This is a genomic window from Rhodococcus wratislaviensis (genome assembly GCF_900455735.1).
Classification (GTDB): Bacteria; Actinomycetota; Actinomycetes; order Mycobacteriales; family Mycobacteriaceae; genus Rhodococcus_F; species Rhodococcus_F wratislaviensis.
This window is the reverse complement of the sequence record NZ_UAUI01000020.1, coordinates 13,603-30,671: the sequence shown is the minus strand read 5'-3', so window position 1 is coordinate 30,671 and position 17,069 is coordinate 13,603. Positions and strand designations below refer to the sequence as shown.

Genomic DNA, 17,069 nt, shown 5'->3' with positions numbered 1-17,069 from the left:
TGAATCGCTACATCGTAGTGATGAGGTCCACTGTCGGCGTCACGTGCGTCACGGTCCGCCGTGGTCCCCCGATCTCCGAAGCAGTCGGCCGATCTCGGCGAGCGGTATCGGGTCTGCCATCTCGGAGTGGGTGGTATCGATGTGGTGCGCGGTGACGACGCCGTCGGTGTACTCGCGCCAGGCGTCCACGACGTCCGGGTGCCGGTTCAGGTCCCGGGCCGCCACGAACAGGTCGATGTCGCCGTCGAACACGCGGGGGCTGTGGGTCGACGCGATCATCTCGAGCCGCTCGATGACGGCGCGGATCTCGCGCAGTCGCTCGACGCTCACGTACGAGCCGAACTGCGCGATCAACTCGTCCTCACTCAGGGTTTCCGGTTCGGGTGGCTGATGCTGCGGCAGAAGCGTGTCGAGGAGTGCCGTCGATGCCACGTCGTGGCCGGCTTCGCGGAGCTGGACAGCCATTTCGTGGGCGATGGTGCCGCCGAGCGACCAGCCCAGCAGATGGTAGGGGCCCTCCGGTTGGACGACGCGGATCGCGTCGACGTACCGCGCGGCCAGCTCCGGCAGCGTCTCGGGGAGATTCGGTGCTCCGGTCGCCTGCAGTCCGAACAGCGGACGGTCGCCGACGTGATCCGCGAGACCGCTGAAGCACCAGGCCAATCCGCTGAGCGGGTGCACACAGAACAGGGGCGCGCTCGCGCCCGTTCCCGCAGGACGGAGTTCCACCAGGGTGTCGAAGAAGCTCGCGGGTCGTGTGCCGTCTTCGATCCGCGCGGCCAGTCGCTGCACTGTGGGGTCGGTGAAGATCCACTCGATGGGCACGTCGCGTTCCAGCCGGCGGCGCAGTTCGGTCGCCACCGAGGCGGCGCCCATCGACGTGCCTCCCAGGGTGAAGAAGGCTTCGTCGGCGGGGATGTCGGCGGCGCCCAGCACCTCGGCGAACACCGCTGCGATCGCTACTTCGAGTTCGCCTGCGGGCGCTGCGGATTCGGTCGGCTCGATTCTCGGCTCCGGAAGTGCACCGCGGTCGAGTTTGCCCGAAGGCAGCAGCGGCATCGTGTCCAGCACCGTCACCGAGGACGGAACGAGGTGTCGCGGCAACAGGCCGCGGGCGAAGTCGACGACAGACCTGGACGACAGGTCCGCGGCGCCCCCGACGTAGGCCGCCAGCACGGTGTCCGTCGACGTCGGCACCGCAATGGTCGCGGCGAACCGGATGTCGGGGTGCCGAAGCAGCACGGCGTCGACCTCGGCGGGCTCGACCCGGATTCCGCGAATCTTCACCTGGGAGTCGCTGCGACCCAGGTATTCCAGTTCGCCATTCGGGTCACGCCGCACGACGTCGCCGGTGCGGTACAGCCGCTCCCCCGGTTTGCCGTAGGGATGCGCGACGAACTGTCCTGCCGTGAGACCACTTCGGCCCACATATCCACGTGCGATGCCGCAACCGGCCAGATACAGTTCGCCCGTCAGCCCGTCGGGGACGGGGTGCAGGCGCGAATCGAGGACGAAGGCGGCGTTGCCGTCCAGGGGGCTTCCGATCGTGATCGGACGGCCGGGCTCGAGGGGTCCCGCAACGGACGCGTCGATGGTGAACTCGGTGGGACCGTAGGCGTTGAACAGTCGGTGCCGTCGCGCCCAGCGTTCGGCAAGGTCTGTCGGCAGCGCCTCTCCCCCGACGACGACGGTCGACGGCGGAAGCCCCTCGGGGTCGAGCGAGGCCAGCACGGTAGGAGTGGCGGTGAGGTGGGTGATCTTCTGCGACACCAGGAAATCGGCCAATTCGTCACCGGCGAAGCTGAATGCGGGTGCGACGACGAGGGCACCTCCCAGCGACACCGCCCACAGCATTTCGAACACCGAGACATCGAAGGTCGGGGACGTCAACTGCAGCACTCGCGCAGCGTCGGAATACTCTGTGCCCGAGGCGTATGCAGGGGTGGCCAGCAGGGTCGTGAGTCCGCGGTGTGGAACGACGACCCCCTTGGGCCGACCGGTCGACCCCGACGTGTAGAGCACGTAGGCCGGGTTGTCCACCTCGGACTCCAGCGGCTCCGCGTCACCGGAGGGCTCCTCGTCCAGGCGCAGCCAGTCGACGGATCGAGGCAGGTCTCCGATGCCGTCGACCGTCAACCCGAGCACGGCGCCCGAGTCCTTCAGCATCCAGTCGAGCCGCTCCGCAGGATGAGTCGAATCCAGCGACATCCACGCGGCACCGGCCTTGGTCACCGACCACACCGCCAGCAACCAGTGCCGGCCGCGGGTCGTCGCTACCGCGACGACGTCCTCGGGCCCGACATTGCGTGCCGCCAGCGCGCGAGCCCAGCGGTCCGACAGCTCGTCGAGCTCCCGATAGGTCCACTGCCTGTCACCGTCCGCCAGTGCAACCGCAGACGGGGTTGCCCGAACCCGGGTTTCGAGGATGTCGCCGAGCGTCCGCGGCGCGGCCACGGGCCGGGGGCCCTGTTCGAGTTGGGCGCGTTCGGCGTCGTCGAGGATCTCGAGGTCCCCGACAGCTGTCGCCGGGTCGGTCAGGGCGGCCTCGAGGACCGCACCGAACCGCCGCAGGAGTGTCAGTGCCGTGTGCCGGTCGAACAGGTCGGTGGCGTAGTCGAGGCGCACCGTCATCGCCTCGGCGGCGTCGGTCACATCCCACACGAGGTCGAACTCCGTTGCCTGCACGTCGGGATGGAACTCGTCCGTGCCGAGGAACAGCTGGGGGTACTCCACAGCACGCTGATAGGTCAGCATCACCTGGAACAGTGGGTTGTATGCCGCGGACCGTTGTGGGGCGAGGTGCGCCACGACGTCGTCGAACGGGACGTCGCCGTGTGCGAGTGCGTCGAGGTCGACGGCGCGGACGTCCGTGAGGAAGTTCTCGAAGGACTGCGCCGGCGAGACCGCGGTGCGCAGTGCCACGGTGCCGACGAACATGCCCACGACGTCGTCGAGCACCGGATCCGGGCGGCCGCCGACCGCGGTGCCCACGACCACGTCGGACTGTCCGCTCACACGCGCCAGGAGGACCGCGAGGGCTGCGTGGAGCACCATGAACACTGTCGTTCCACGGCTGCGTGCCAGCGCGGCGATACGCTCCCGCAGGTCTTCCTCGACCGTCCATTCCACACTCGCCCCGATGTGGCTGGGGAGTTCCGGCCGTGGACGATCGGCCGGCAACGCGAGCGGTGCCCCCACTCCGGAGAGCACGTCCGCCCAGTGCTCGAGCTGGGAACTGGCCAGACTGCCGGGATCGGAGGCATCGCCGAGCAGTTCGCGCATCCAGATCGCGTAGTCGGCGTAGTCCACGGCCAGCGGCACCCACTGCGGGGCCGTACCGTCGGCGCGGCACCGGTATGCGATGTCGAGATCGGTGAGCAGCGGTCCCATCGAACCGCCGTCCAGTGCGATGTGGTGAACCACGACGCCGAGCAGGTAGTCACCGGTGTGGTTGCGCCACAGCTTCACCCGCACCGGAGTCTCGGTGGTGAGGTCGAACGGCCGAGAGCTCCACGTGCAGACGGAGAAGTCCGCTTCGGCGCCGAGATCCTCAGGCACCGCCTCGGCGGGCAGCACCAGCTGGTGCGGGCCTTCGGCGTCGACGGGAAAGACAGTGCGCAGCACCGAATGCCGTTGCAGCACGTCCCGTAGCGCGAGCTGGAGGGCTGCGGCGTCGACATCGCTCCCGACCCGCGTGACGAACACCATGTTGTGCAGGGCGGTATCGGGGTTGACCTGACTGAGCAGCCACATGCGTTGCTGCGCGGGCGACAGCGGCACCCGCGCACCGCTCGGACGTGGAGCGAGCACCGGCCGCGTCACCCCCGACGAGGGGCCGCCCAACCAGCGAGCGAGCCACTCGGGGCTCGGGTTCTCGAACAACACGCGCACCGGGACGTCGACGCCGAACGTCGCAGACAGACGGGCCGTCACCGCGGTGGCGGACAGCGAATCGCCGCCCGCTTCGAAGAAGTTGTGCCCGGCACCAATGTGCCTGGCGCCGAGAACATCCGCGAACACGCCGGCCACCATCTCCTCGACGGCGGTGCGCGGGGGTGCCGCGATCACGTCGTCGTCCCACGCCTCCAACGCTGCGATATCGAGCTTGCCGTTGGCGGTGAGCGGCAACGTGTCCATCGTGACGATCCGAGGCGGCACCAGGTACGAGGGCAGGTGGCCGGTCAGCTGCTGTCGCAGAGTCCGAGGATCGATGTCTGTTCCGGCGACGAAGGCGACGAGGTCGTGTCGCTGGACCGACACGGCGGCCTGCTCGACGCCGCGCAGGTCCAGCAAGGCTGCCTCCACCTGCGCCGGTTCGATGCGCATGCCGCGCAGCTTGATCTGACGGTCTACCCGGCCGATGAAGGAAAGGTTGCCGTCGGCTCGTCGGTGCACCACGTCGCCGGTGCGGTACATGCGGGTCCCGTCCGACTCCGCGACGAACCGCTCCGCCGTCCGGTCGGGTGCACCGAGGTATCCCTGGGCGAGTCCGGGCCCGGTGAGGTAGAGCTCACCGACACCGCCGACGGGGACGGCCCGTAACCGGGTGTCGAGCACCAGCGCGGTGGTTCCGGGGATCGGCGCGCCGATCGTCACCGCATCGTGCGCGGACGCCGGGTCGATTTCGGTCAGCGTCGCGACCACCGTCGACTCGGTCGGACCGTAGGCGTTGAGCAGTAGGCGTCCGGCACTCCACGTCGCGGCCAGTTCCGAGCTCAGAATCTCGCCTCCGACACCCACGACGCGCACCGACTCGAGCCCGCGCGTGTCGAGTGTGGCGAGAACGGACGGCGTGGAAAGGTAGTGCGTGACACGCTGATCGACCAGCAGCCGGTGCAACTCGGCACCGGCGAAGACGTCGGCGGGCGCGACCACCAGGCAGGCTCCCGATCCGAAGGCGAGCAGCATCTCCAGCAGGGCGGCGTCGAAGGCCGGGTTGTAGCCGTGCAGCACGCGGTCGTCGGGGCCCACCCGGTACCGCCGCACCACCTCGGCGGTGAGCGGCCCCAATCCGCGGTGCGTGACCGCGACGGCCTTGGGTGTGCCCGTGGAGCCCGAGGTGTGGATCACGTACGCCACGTCCCGTGCACACTTCTGGTAGCCCTGGCCACCGAAACCGCTCACGGGGCTGAACGCCGCACCGGTCTTGGCGATCGCCCAGAGCTCGACCACGAACTCCGACGACCGCCGCAGGTCGATCGGAACGACAACGCCCGGTGCGACACCCAGTGCTGCGAGCTCGCGCGCCCGCACGTCGGAACGCTCGTCCAGCTCGCGGTAGGTGAGCGTGACGTCGCCGTCGGTGAGGGCAGCGTTGTCGGGGTGCGTGGCGGCGGTCGCCGTCAGGATCTCGGCGAGGGTGCGCTCACCCGCTGGTTGCGCACCGACGAGGGGTTCTGCACCGGGCAGCACGAGGTCGCCGACCGCGACACCGGGGTCGGCGCAGATCGCCTCGAGCATCCGCCCGAGATTGGTCACCACGGCCTCCACCGTTGCGGGATCGAAGACGTCGGCCGCGTACACGGCGGCGCCGCGAAAACCTGCGGGGGCACCGCGGTCGGACATCTCGGTGAGCGTCACGTGAAGGTCGAATTTCGCTGTTCCGGTGTCGAATTCCTCGGCCGCCACCGTCATGCCCGCAGCCTCGAGGGTGGGGATCTGCAGGTTCTGCAGTGCCAGCGCCACTTGCGGGGTCCGACCGCCGAGCAGTCCGGCCACCACCTCGAACGGCACGTCGGCGTGCTCGAATGCGTCGACGTCGAAGTCCCGGACCTGGGCGAGGAGCCCGGTGAACGGCATGTCCGGCTGTACCTGGGCCCGCAGCGCGAGGGTGTTCACGAACATGCCCACCAGGGAATCGAGTGCTCGTTCCCCGCGCCCGGCCACGGCCGTGGCGATGACGACGTCGGGCTGGGCACCGTGCCTCGACAGCACCACGGACAGCGCCGCGTGCAGAATCATGAACGGTGTCGCGTGGTATTCCGCGGCCAGGTGGTGGACGGCCTGCTGCACGCCCGCCGAGACCTCGAATTCGACGACGCTTGCGCTCCGCGACGTGCTCGTCGGCCGATCCGACGGAAGTGGCGACGTGCTGTCGACACCGTCCAATGCTCGACGCAAGTGTTCGACCCTGCGCTGCCCGTACTCGCCGTTCAGCAGTTCCCGCTCCCACACGGCGTAGTCCGCGTATTGAAGCGGCAGCGGATCATCCTGCGGGGCAATCCCGGAGACGTGCGCGGCGTAGGCGCTCAGCACGTCGGAGACGAGCGGGGTCAGCGACCATCCGTCGGCAGCGATGTGATGGATGTTCACGGCCAGCACGTGACACCGCGGGTTCAGGCGCAACAGCGCGACGCGGATGGGCCGGTCCCGGGTCAGGTCGAATCCGCGGGATGCGAACTCCTCCATGAACTCGGCGGGATCGTCCACGTCGGCCGGATCGAGGTCGAGCGGGGCCGGGTCGAGGATCTCCTGGTAAGGATGGCCGTCCACGGGGTACCGCGTCCGCAGCGTCTCGTGGCGCCGGATCACGTCCTCGAATGCCGCGGTCAACGCGTCGATATCGAGCGCGCCTTCCATCCGCACGGTGGCGGGCAGGTTGTACGTCGGCGACTCGGGATCGGTGCGGTTCAGCACCCACATGCGGTACTGGCTGCGGGACAGTGGAATGCGGTCCGGTCGGGGGCGGGCGACGAGGGCGGGACGCAGGTCCGTTTCGGGGACGGCGTCGTCGAGGGCTTCGGCCAGTTCGGCGACGGTGGGGTGCGCGAACAGGGTTCGCAGCGGCACCACGTGACCCACGGAGTCGGTGAGCCGTGCCGTGAGCTGCGTGGCCAGCAGGGAGTTGCCGCCTGTGTCGAAGAAATGCGTTCCGCGGCCGACGTTCTCGATTCCGAGGACATCCGCGAACACCCGTGCCACCGCGCGCTCGGTGTCGGTGTTCGGCGGTTCGTTCTCGGCGACCGTCAGTTCCGGCATCGGCAGCGACCGCAGGTCGAGTTTGCCGTTCACCGTGGGCGGCGGGGCGTCGAGCACCACCACGGCGGTCGGCACCAGGTATGCCGGCAGCGATTCGGCGAGGCGACGTCGCAGATCGTGGGTGTCGATGTGGCCGGTCGGCAGCACATAGGACACCAGCATCTCGGTGCCGGCGTCGGTGGTGCGCACGACGGTGCCGGCGAAGACGACGTCGGCGAGCCGGGCGATGACGGTGTCGATCTCCGCCGGCTCGATGCGCACTCCCCGCATCTTGATCTGGGAGTCGTTGCGGCCCAGGTACTCGAGCTCGTGACCGGCAGCGGTCTTCCGCCAGCGCACCAGGTCACCCGTGCGGTACAGGCGTGTGCCGTCTGCGGCCGCGACGAACCGCTCCGCCGTCGGCCCCGGCTGATCCGTGTAGCCGCGAGCCAGCGCGCCGCCCGCCAGATACAGCTCGCCGGACACGCCGGGAGGCACCGGCCGGAGCCGGTCGTCGAGTACCACCGCGGACACACCGTGCACGGGTGTGCCGATCGACACCGGCTCCCCCACCTCGAGCGGTCCGGTGCTGACGGCGTACATGGTGGTCTCGGCGGGTCCGTACGCGTTGTACAGGCGACGTCCTGCCGCCCACCGGTTGACCAGTTCGCTGCCGAGCCGCTCACCGCCCACCATCAGCACCTGCAGATCCGGCAACTCTCGTTCGCCGAGGGTGGCGAGGATCGTCGGTGTCATGCACGCGTGCGTGATGCGGTCGCGTTCCATCAGGTCGGCCAGCGCAGGACCGGCGTGTTCGGCGTCCGATGCGATCACGAGCGTGGCCCCCGACGCCCCGGCGACCAGGACCTCGAGCAGCGTCATGTCGAATCCGATAGCGCCGCGGTGCAGCATCCGAGAGCCGGGACCGGCCGCGTACCGCTCGCGCACATCGGCGTCGAGTGCAGCCAGACCGCCGTGCGTCACCATGACGCCCTTGGGTGTGCCCGTCGTTCCCGAGGTGTAGACGACGTACGCCACCTCGGACGTGAGCGGCAAAGTGTGCCCCGACACGCTTTGCCACTCACGTGGGGTGAAGGTGGTGCGCGCGGGGTCGAAGAGCACCGGTGCCGCGCCGGTCTTCGCAATGGCCCACAGTCGCACCACCGAGTCCACCGACCTCGGCTCGGCCCACGGAACCAGGCTTCCGGGTCCCGCACCGTTCTCGGTGAGTTCACGTGCCATGGCGTCGGAACGGGAGTCCAGCTCGCGGTAGGTGAGTTCGGCGCCCCCACTGGAAACCGCGACCGCGTCCGGCGCGACGGCGGCGCCGCGGGTCAGGATCTCGCGCAGCGTCGACGGCGCGGGGGCAGCGGGACCGACGGCAGGCACCAGTGCGGCGCGCTCCGCGGCATCGAACAGGTCGATGTCGCCCACCGGAAGTTGAGGGTCTGCGCTGACGGCATCGAGGAACCGCACCAGCCGCGACGCGAAGTGTTCGATCGTCGACTGCTCGTACAGGTCTGCGTCGTAACCAAAGTCGAGGTGCATACGCCCGCCGGGCCCGGATTCGGTGACCGTCAGTTGCAGATCGAAGTTCGCCCGGTCCACCACGTCACCGACAGGTGTGACCGTGAGCCCGGGCAGCGTGACCTGACCGATTCGGCTCCGCTGCATCGACAGCGCGACCTGGAACAGCGGGTGGTGGGACGTCGACCGCGCCGGGTTCAGCAGCTCGACCAGAGTCTCGAACGGCATGTCGGCGTGCGTGTAGGCGGCGATGTCCCGTTCGTGGACGTGGGCGAGCAGCTCCGCGAAGGTCGCCGTCGGGTCCACGGCGGTGCGCAGCACGAGGGTGCCGGCGAACATCCCGACCATGTCGTCGAGTTGCGGATCGGTGCGACCGGCGACTGCCGTGCCGATCGGTACGTCACGACTGCCGCTGTACCGCGAGAGGAGGGCCGCCAGCGCGGCGTGCAGCACCATGAACGTGGTGGCCCGACCATTGCGGGCCAGCATGTTCAGCGCGTCGTGCAGCTGTTCGTCGAGTTCGATGCCGACCGTACCGGCGTGACCGGACGCCGCGGCTGCGCGCGGACGGTCGGCGGGCAGGGTGACCTGCTCGGGTAGGTCCGCGAGGGTGTCGAGCCAATACTGCTGGAGGGCGTCGGCGGATGCGTCGTCGAGGACGGCCCGTTGCCACACGCTGTAGTCGCTGTACTGCACCGGCAGTGGAAGCCATTCGGGGCCGCCGCCGTCGAGCCGCGCCTGGTACGCCGTCATCGTGTCGCGGATCAGCGGGGTCAACGACCACGCGTCGGCGGCGATGTGATGCACCACGAGCGCGAGCACGTGCGATTCCGGCCCGACGCGATACAGCCGCGACCGGATGGGCGCGTCGACGGACACGTCGAATCCGCTGTCGACGAACGCCCGCAGGTGTGCATCGACGGCGTCCTCGGGCAGCGCGATCGGGGTCAGGTCCAGCGGGACGTCACCCGCGTCGAGCACGACCTGGTGCACACCGTCGGCATCGGACGGGTAGACGGTGCGCAGGGTGTGGTGCCGTTCGATCAGGTCGCGGGCAGCGGAGGCCAGGGCGTGCACATCCAGATCCCCGTCGAGGCGCACGACGAGCGGGAGGTTGTATCCCGATGCCCCGGTGTCGAATTGGTTGACGAACCACATCCGCTGCTGCGCCGGCGAAAGCGGAATGCGACCGTCGCTCGACGCGGGCCGGAGCGGGGGACGTCGACGCCCGCCACCGGAACGCTCCTCGATCCGGGACGCCAACTCGGCCACGGTGGGCGCCTCGAACACGTCCTTCACCGTCACATCGATGTCGAAGACAGCGCTCACCCGCGCGGACACCCGGGTGGCGAGCAGCGAGTTGCCGCCCAGGTCGAAGAAGTTGTGCCGCGTCCCCACCTCGGCGTTGCCGAGCACTTCGGCGAACACGTCGGCCACGACGTCCTCGATGGGGGTGTGGGTGCCCTGCCCGTCCTCGAGCAGGACGCCCGGATCCGGGAGTGCGTCGCGGTCGACCTTTCCGTTGACGGTCAACGGAATGGCCGGAACATGCACCAGAGCACCGGGCACCATGTGGTCGGGCAGGACCGTCCGCAGATGCTGGGTGAGGCTGGGCTGATCGGCGTCAGCCACCACGTATGCGACGAGCTGCCGGCCGGCGGCCGTGTCGCGGAGGAGCACCACCGCTCGTTCGACGTCGGGATGCCGCAGGAGTGCGGCCTCGATCTCGCCGGGTTCGATCCGGTATCCGCGCAACTCGACCTGAGCGTCGGCGCGTCCCACATAGTCCAGACGGCCGCCGCCGCGGTACCGGACGAGATCACCGGATCGGTACATCACCGTGCCCTCGACGAACGGGTTCGCGACGAACCGTTCCGCTGTCAGCCCGCGGCGGTGCAGATATCCGGACGACACCTGCGCCCCGGCCACATACAGCTCCCCCACACCGCCCGGCGGCACCGGTCGCAACGCCGAATCGAGCACGTAGGTCAGCACACCCGGTAACGCGCGTCCGATGGTCGTTGACGCGTCGCGGGTCGCGGGGTCGAGTTCGGTGCCGGTGACGTGCACGGTCGTTTCGGTGATGCCGTACATGTTGATGGCACGCACTCCGGGGTGCCGTTCGAGCCACGGCCACACGGGTGTCGGATCGAGCGCTTCGCCGCCGAAGATCAGCAGTCGCACGGCCAGATCCGCCTGATCGTCGACCTCTGCCAGCTGACCGAACGCGGACGGCGTCTGATTGAGGACGGTGACGCCCTCGCGGACCAGCAAGTCCTGGAATTCACGGGGTGAACGGGCCAGGAAGTGGTCGACGAGAACCAGCCGGCCACCGGCGGTGAGCGCGCCCCACATCTCCCACACGGAGAAGTCGAAGGACGGTGAGTGGAACATCGTCCACACGTCGTCGTGCCCGAACCCGAACTCGTCGCGCGTATTCGCCAGCAACGACAGCACATTGGCGTGCGTCACCAGCACGCCCTTCGGCCGGCCGGTCGATCCGGACGTGTAGATCACATATGCACTTCGTGCTCGTGAGTACTTATTAACCGCCCGTGGGTAAGAAGTACTCACGGGGGGCGCAGCCGCATCCGCGATCACCGCCACCGGCCTCGCATCGTCCAGCAGGTACTGAATGCGCTCCGCCGGGTACTGCGGGTCGACGGGCAGGTAGACGCCGCCGGCCCGCATCACCCCGAGGATCGCGGCGATCAGATCCGGCGACTGCGGCAGCGTGACGGCCACGATGTCGCCGGCGACGATTCCCGACTCGGTCAGCGACGCGGCGACCGCGGCGGAACGTGCCTCCAATTCCGCGTACGTCAACGACTGGTCTCCGAACGTGACCGCCACCGCGGCCGGGCGTTCGACGGCGTGCCGCAGGAACAACTCGTGCAACCATGCCGCGTCGGGCTCGCGGCTGGGAACGCTCGTCAGGGCGTCGGCCAGTTCCTCGGCGGTGAGCACGTCGATTGCACCCACCAAGGCGTGACTCTCGACCGCCGCGAAGGAGGCCAGAAAGTCGACGAACCGCGACAGCAGCCGCTCGAGTTCCTCGGCTTCGTAGCGGCCGGGGTTGGCTTCGAAGTCGACGCGCACGGTGCGACCGTCTACCGACGGGTACAGGTTGAGCGACAAGTCGTCGGCAATTCCCGTCGTCAGCACATTGAACTCGCCCACGAGTTCGCCGAGCACGATCTCGCGGTGGAAGTTCATCACGTTGACGGTCGGGCCGAACCCGCGGCGGGACGGTTGTGCGCGGCCTTCCCACATGTCCTCGTGGCGGTACCGCTGCCGACGCAATGCCCCCGTCAGTTCGAGTTGAACCTTCCGGACCAGACCTTCCACGCTTCCGCCGGGATCGAGACGGACCCGGAGGGGAACGACGTTCGCCATCATTCCGGCCGAATGGCGCGCGGACGCCGTGGTTCGAGCCGAAACAGGGAGGCTCAGTACTACGTCCGTGGCACCGGCCATGCGTCCCAGATACGCGGCGAAAGCGGCAACGATGACGGGAACTTCGGACGAGTTCCACGCGCGCGCCAGTTCTTCGATCCGGCTCGCGACGGCGGCCTCCATGACACGGCTGGCGACGCGCGGTGGAGACGTCGGCCGGGCATGCCGATCCGTCAACCGGACCGGTTCGGGCAGTTCAGCGGTTCGCGCCGCCCAGTACTCGCGATCGCGGACGTATCGGTCGGTGGTTCGGTACTCGCTCTCCGCGTCGTACATCGCGCGCAGACTCATTGCCTTGGATTGCGGCGCCTCGGTTCCGCTGACGAAATGGGTGTAAAGGTCCGCCACACGATTCATCAGCACCATGGCGCCATATGCATCCATCACCAGGTGGTGCGTGCGGGAGAACCAGTAGTAGTGGTCGTCGCCGAGGTGCAGCAGGGTGGCGGCGATCAACCGGTCGGTCATCAGGTCGAGTGGCCGGCTGTATTCGTCCGTCATCCAGCGATGCGCCTCCGCGACTGGATCCGCATGATCCCGCATATCCCGGTAGACGAGCGCATCCTGGATGCTCTGATCGACCACCTGATGGGGCTCACCGGCCACATCGACCAGGCGGACCACAGCGGACTCCAACTCGCGACAACCGCGGTCGGTGGCCGACACGAGAAGGTCGTAGTCGATCCGTCCGCGTACCTCGACGAATTGGGCGATATTGAAGGGCACGGCCGGGTCGAGTTGCTGAGCGAACCACAGCGCTTGTTGCGCACGCGAAAGCGGAAAGGAAGTCATTTCCCCCACCGCGCCCTCACAGGGCCTTGACACACATTTGTCCCGCCACTCAGCCGTACCTCGAAAGTTATGAGGCAGCGCCTCGACGGGACTTACATCGTGGGCGCCTCGTGGTTCGTTACGTGGGCTAGACAATACTGGGCAAATCATCCGCCCTCCACACGAGGGGCGGCGGTGAGCGATACGTCACGATAATCTCTCCACACCCTCAGACAGGAGCCGAGCAGCAATGGACGACAACGTCACGGGCCCGTCGGGTTTCGGCACGTCAGGCCCGGACAATCGCGGCTCGGACGACGGAGCTCAGGCGGCAGGCGACACCCCGATTCGACGTGTCCGTAAACGCCGGACACACCAACCCCAGGTACGGGCGCATCGCTTGCGGCGCCGCGTGATCATCGGTGGCTCGGTGGCCGTCGTGGTCGTCGTCGCCTTCGGCGCTTGGTTGGGCTACACCGCCCGCGAGGCGCAGGCGAACCTCGAGGAGGCACGCGGTCACGCGCAGCTCGCCAAGGACGCCCTGCTCGACGGCAACACCGAGGACGCCCAGCGGTCAGCGGCCGACGCCGACAAGTACGCATCCCGGGCCTACGAGAACACGCACTCGATCCCGTGGAGCGTCTCCGCCGCTGTCCCGGTTCTCGGTAGCCCGCTAGCAACTTCTCAGCAGATTTCCGAGGTAGTGCGGGGGCTCACACATGACGTCCTGACTCCGGCGGTAGACGCCGGAAGCACACTTGCCCCGGATCAGCTGATCGAAAGCGGCGGCCGCGTCAACGTGCAGTCGCTGCGCGATGCCGCCCCGGTCCTCGAGCAGACATCCATTGCCGCGCAGTCATTGTCGGATCAGGCACGAACCATCGACGAGGCCGCCTACCTCGGTGTGGTGAACGAGGCGCGCACCGCGCTGCAGGATCAGACGACCGAGCTGTCGAATCTGCTGAGCAACACCGCAATCGCCGCGAAGGTGGTGCCGGCGATGCTCGGCGGGGATGGCCCGCGGAACTATTTCCTCGGCTTCCAGACGAACGCCGAAGCTCGTGGAACCGGTGGGCTGCTGGGTGGATTCGGCATCGTTCGCGCCAACGACGGATCGGCCAAGGTCGATACGCTCGCCTCGAATTCGGAGCTGTCGATGGACAAGCAACCCCTCGATCTCGGTCCCGAGTTCGAGGCTCGCTACGGCGCGAGCCGGCCCACCACCGACTTCCGGAACAGCAATCTCAGCTCCCACTTCCCGTATGCCGCGCAGATCTGGAAGTCGCTGTGGGCGCAGGAGTCCGGCGAACAGGTGGATGGAGCCGTCGCGACCGATCCCGTCGCCCTCAGCTATGTTCTCGGCGCCATCGGCCCGGTCACGATGCCGGACGGCGAGGTGATCACCAAGGACAACGTCGTCGAGCTCACCGAATCGACTGCGTACGTTCGGTTCGCCGACGACAACAACGCCCGTAAGCAGTACTTGCAGACTGTCGCCGCGCGAGTGGTCGACAAGATGACCGGCAAGCTCTCGTCCCCGCAGGCCCTGCTCGACGCTTTGGGCAAGGCCGCCGGCGAGGGACGCATCGCGGTGTGGAGTGCGGACCCCGCTATCCAGCAGGTGCTTTCGGGCACAAAGGTCGGCAATGTGGTTCCGGACGATGCGGCGCCGTATGCGGGGGTCGTGGTGAACAACCAGGGCGGAAACAAGCTCGACTACTACCTGTCGCGTGAGATCGAGTACGTGGCGGACAGTTGTGCCGACGACACCCGCTCGTCGACCGTCACGGTGCGCCTGACCAACAACACACCTGCGGGCGAGTTTCCCGACTACGTTGCAGGGCTGTTCGAGAACGTCGGCAACACGCCGAAGGGCACGAACGCCGTCGACCTGTCCTTGCTCGCCACCCGAGGGGCAACGCTTAGCAAGGTGACCGTCAACGGCGCTCAGCAGTTCGTCTTCACCGGTACCGAACTCGGTCATCCCGTCTTCAACGTGCGAGCCATGATCCCCCGGGGCAAGACCACCGAAGTGAAGTTCGAGCTCACCGAGCCCACCGCTCCGGGTGGGGCCCGGGTTCCGGTGCAGCCGTTGGTCGATTCGCCGAACGTCACGGTCGACGTGCCGAACTGCGGTAGCTGATCCGTTCGGGTACCGCCGCTACTGCGGGTTCTCGTCGGGCGGCGGTATCTGGACGATGTTCTCCGTTTCGACGGACTGCACTCCGGGCACGGACTCGAGGACGGCGCATTCCTCTTCTCCGACGGCGCCGGAGATGATTCCGATCGCGCCGAGCACCTGATCGACCCGCATTCCGCGGAGCCGCAGCGCCGCGCCGACCGCTTCGATGTTGTCGAGGTGGTCGGCGTCGACGGTGACGGTGATCCCGATCATGCCGGTGCCTGGATCAATCCTGACCCGACATCGAGGGACGGCAGCAGGAGCCTCCGGGCTTGCTGCGTCAGGACGGCCCACAGGTCGGTGCCCATGCGTCCGGTTGCCTCACACCACAGCGCGGCGATGCCCGCAACGTGTGGGGCCGCCATGCTCGTCCCGCTCTTCGAGCCGTACCGCGTCGGCAGGGGAACGGTCGAGAACACGCCGACCCCGGGCCCCGCCACATCGATCTGACCGCCGATGACGGGGTTGCTGCGGGCCGAGAAGTTGGCCAGCCCGAGCGTCGAGTCGAGCGCTGCGACAGCCATGATCGACGGGCTGTTCGCGGGTGGACCCACGAACCCCATGTTCCCTGCCGCGCGGTTCGCGTTGTTGCCGGCTGCCGCAACGATCAGTGACCCCGATGCCAGTGCCCGGCTGCCCACAGTCTCGTACGCAACGGATACCGCCTCCACGTTCGCTCCGAGAGACATCGAGATGACCTGGCAGCCGTTGACGATTGCCCATTCGATTCCGGCAAGGATGCTGCGGTCGGCTCCGCGTCCCTGATCGGACAGCACCTTCCCGACGAAGATGTCCGCCTTGTGGGCGACTCCGTATCGGCGGGTGCCGCTCGGTGACCTGGGCCCGCACGCGGTTCCGACGCAGTGCGTGCCGTGACTGTGCCCGTCCTGAGGTCCGGCACCCGGCACGAACGACTGGGCGGTGATGGCGCGGCCTTCGAAATCCGGGTGCGTCAGATCGAGGCCGGTGTCGAGGACGGCAACTTTGACGCCGAAGCCACTGCACGCCGACGCGGCGACGTTCGTGGCTTGCAGCCCCCACGTGAGGTCCGAAGTGTCGCCGAGGCTCGCCGCTTCGGCCTGTACACGAGGATCTGTGCCGACCGAGAGTGCGTAGTGCATCAGCTCGGGCTCGATGGAGAGCACCCGGCTGTCGGTGGCAGCGGCCGCCTGCAGCGCCGCCAGTTGGTCGGGATCGGCGGTGACCACCGCAATTCCCAGTTCGTCGAACACGACGGCGTCGGATGCCTCAGTCGCCGACAGGTCCATTGCGCTGGATTCGAATTCGGTGCTGCGTGCCACGTCGGACAGCCCTGCAACGGTGCGGAGTGTCTGCGCAGCATCCGTTCGGTTGCCGCCTTCGGCGAACACGACGACGTGGCTGCCGGTGACTTCGGGCTCGGAGGGGGCGGCAAGGGTGTTGTCGCCGTCGTTGTCGCCGTATGAATTTCCGTGTGATATCACGATGTAGTCCTTGGCTGCGATGAGTGAGTTTCGAGTGAAGTGCTGCGCCGGGGTGGCGCTCGTCGGACGTTCTCCACGGTCCGGCACGTGGTCCCGACTTCCGCGAGTGGCGCGCTACCCGAATTTCTCTCAGACCGAATTGGAGGGCCGAGTAGTTCGGCTCACGCGACCGCGGACGTGGCGTGATACCAGTCGACGACGACGGACCTCACGCCGACCGCGGCGATCATCGTCCGGACGGGACCGTCGACGCACAACTGATTGTCGATATGCCGCTCACTGGAGCAGCCGCAGATGCTCGGTGTGGCCCGCAACCCGATCAGGATTTCCGGAAGGGTCTCGGATCGACTGCCCTCGATGAGGAGTGCCTCCTCGTCGACGCCGCGGACCGCGATGTCGTGTCCGTTGGCAACATCACCGACGATCAGTGCGAGGTAGTCGACATCGGCGTCGTCGTCGCGCATGCCGATCAGTCGCGCCGTGCCGGTTCCGAGCGGCACGAGTTCGTCCAACACCAGAACGGCGGACTCGGATTCGCGGAGCCGATCGAGTTCGATCCGGCGCGCCGTCCAACTGAAGAAGGGCTCCGGCCGCGCGGTCATGACATTCTCCTGTAGTTCGACGCAATAACTTTCCGCGATACCCATTCAGCGTGGCCGGGATGTCGGCTAATCTCGCGAGTAGCGTCCTACCCGATCGCGCCAGACGCACCT

General features: G+C 67.9%; 5 protein-coding genes. 1 reads left to right on the top strand and 4 read right to left on the bottom strand.

Annotated features, from left to right (window positions below; genetic code table 11):
• Positions 1-48 precede the first annotated feature (48 nt).
• Positions 49-12,732, bottom strand: a complete 12,684-nt coding sequence (locus DTA22_RS21860; RefSeq protein WP_112300872.1) for an amino acid adenylation domain-containing protein — start codon at positions 12,730-12,732, stop codon at positions 49-51.
• A 229-nt stretch (positions 12,733-12,961) separates the two neighbouring features.
• Between DTA22_RS21860 and DTA22_RS21855 the strand changes: the two genes are divergently transcribed.
• The gene (locus tag DTA22_RS21855; RefSeq protein ID WP_245973335.1) at positions 12,962-14,854 is read left to right on the top strand and encodes a DUF4012 domain-containing protein; all 1,893 of its coding nucleotides are present in this window, start codon (positions 12,962-12,964) and stop codon (positions 14,852-14,854) included.
• 18 nt (positions 14,855-14,872) lie between these two features.
• On the opposite strand, the gene DTA22_RS21850 is transcribed toward DTA22_RS21855, so the two are convergent.
• The 3 genes from DTA22_RS21850 to DTA22_RS21840 form a co-directional block, all read right to left on the bottom strand.
• Positions 14,873-15,106 carry a hypothetical protein gene (locus tag DTA22_RS21850; protein ID WP_112300871.1) on the bottom strand — a complete coding sequence of 78 codons (234 nt, stop codon included), beginning with the start codon at positions 15,104-15,106 and terminating at the stop codon, positions 14,873-14,875.
• Complete coding sequence (locus tag DTA22_RS21845; RefSeq protein ID WP_112300882.1) at positions 15,103-16,356, bottom strand: S8 family serine peptidase; 1,254 nt, start codon at positions 16,354-16,356, stop codon at positions 15,103-15,105. The genes DTA22_RS21850 and DTA22_RS21845 overlap by 4 nt, the downstream gene beginning before the upstream one ends.
• 161 nt (positions 16,357-16,517) lie before the next feature.
• Positions 16,518-16,958: a hypothetical protein gene (locus tag DTA22_RS21840; RefSeq protein ID WP_112300870.1), complete on the bottom strand. Its 441-nt coding sequence runs from the start codon at positions 16,956-16,958 to the stop codon at positions 16,518-16,520.
• Between the last annotated feature and the right edge of the window lie 111 nt (positions 16,959-17,069).